At 52.8% G+C, this 1,289-nt stretch carries 1 protein-coding gene; it reads left to right on the top strand.

Annotation, left to right across the window (positions count from 1 at the left end):
• The coding region (locus I2B62_RS20365; protein ID WP_195270861.1) for a transaldolase family protein at window positions 1–1,289 on the top strand (1,289 nt) is incomplete at both ends.

Genomic DNA, 1,289 nt, shown 5'->3' with positions numbered 1-1,289 from the left:
ATGGAGATTAAATGCAGTTTAAACACCTTCAGAAACACAGACATTACGTTTATAGACAGCGAGAGGGCCTACATCGACCGGGTGGCCGGCCAGCCAATCGCCTTTGAGACCTTTCAGGCATTAAAGCCCTGCGTAAAAGCCATCGGCGTGACCGATGCGTTTAAAAAGGTCATCGACACCTTTTGTGTGCCAGCGGGCGAGACCCCGGCAGGCTTCCGGGTGGAATATAAGCTGGAAGAGGACGGCGCCCTGAGAGCCGATCTGGTAAGAGACATCAGCTATGACAAAAACGGCATGAAACGGCCGACCAATGTCCTGTTTTCAGCCGACAGCGCCAATCCTTACGAAGTAGCGCCCATCAAAAACATCCTCGCCAACCTGACCTGCAACCCCGGAATCATCTACGACCTGTTCATCAACAATCCAAAAGCAAATGTCGGCAACCAGTTTAAGACAAGAGACGAGGTAATGGCCGAAATCGGCAGGATACTGGGACCCGGCGCAGACATCAGCGTCGAGCTGAACGACCCCTTTGGCAAGTCCGACACAGAGATACTGGAAGAAGCCGCCAGATTCAAAGAGATGCTGTCCGAATACCGGGTAGTGATTAAAGTGCCCCACACCGGGCCCGTCAGCAAAGAAACCGTGGGCCAGCTGCTGGAAGGCGACAAGAAATTTTCAATCCCCTGCGACGCACCAGGCACCGCCGAAGCCCTGAGAGGCCACAACATCGCCCTGATGCTCCAGGAAAACGGCTACCGGGTCAATTTCACCTTAATGTTCGAGCCCTACCAGACCGCGCTTGCACTGCAGGCAAAGCCCTATTTTATCAACAGCTTTGTCCGTCACCGCTTCATGCAGTCCGAAACCATGAAAAAAGGACTGGCCGCCTACGAAGCCACCCGAGAGCCCAAATATCTGGAAGACATAAAAAAGATGTTTGCCGAAAAGGACTACCTGTGCAAGGGACAGGAAATGGATTTGCTGAGCGTGAAGCAGACCGCAGAGGATCTGCTGAAGTACCGTCACTTTGAAGACCATGAAGGCGCCGACGGGCTGGACAGCGTGAGACACAACCTGAGATGGTTTAAAAACACCAACCTAGCCGATTCAAGACTGATTATCTGCAGCATGGAAGGACCGCTCAATTACCCGGATATCGACAAGCTTTTAGTCGAAGACGAATTCAGCGATCTGGTAAACCGCGTGGTGATCACAGCAGAGCCAGCCTATCTGGCGCGCTTCACCTCCTGCAATCAGGTCATCAGCTATCAGCGCCGGTTTATGAA

The sequence above is a fragment of the Eubacterium sp. 1001713B170207_170306_E7 genome, from assembly GCF_015547515.1.
GTDB lineage: Bacteria > Bacillota > Clostridia > Eubacteriales > Eubacteriaceae > Eubacterium.
The sequence above is the reverse complement of the archived record's forward strand: the minus strand, read 5'-3'. Positions and strand labels throughout refer to the sequence as shown.